This is a genomic window from Dellaglioa sp. CoH-57-MRSF-17 (assembly GCF_056782015.1).
Window position 1 is genome coordinate 1 of the sequence record NZ_JBXAXY010000126.1, and the last position, 279, is coordinate 279.

Consider the following 279-nt stretch of genomic DNA (forward strand, 5'->3'; position numbering starts at 1 on the left):
GTAGGATGCGTGTAGATCGTGAGATTCTGGAGTCCGAACAGATCGAACAGCTCCAGCGCATGACCGTTTTCTGGAACCTCAGAATACATCTCGTGGTTGCCGAGAATAGCGTGCCACCTGAGGTCTGGATTTTCACGAACAACGTCCGCCAATTCCCGTTGTCCAGAGTACGAGGCGCGTGGGCCGTCATACTGGTCACCTAGCAGCAAGATGTTGCTGATACCGTTGTCACGTGCGTACTTGACGGGACCTCGCCTAATCTCGTCAGCGACCATCTTG

At 54.1% G+C, this 279-nt stretch carries 1 protein-coding gene; it reads right to left on the minus strand.

The features are described 5' to 3' along the window. On the minus strand, window positions 1-279 hold a 279-nt coding region (locus AC1RPJ_RS08125; RefSeq protein ID WP_481762900.1), incomplete at both ends, for a hypothetical protein.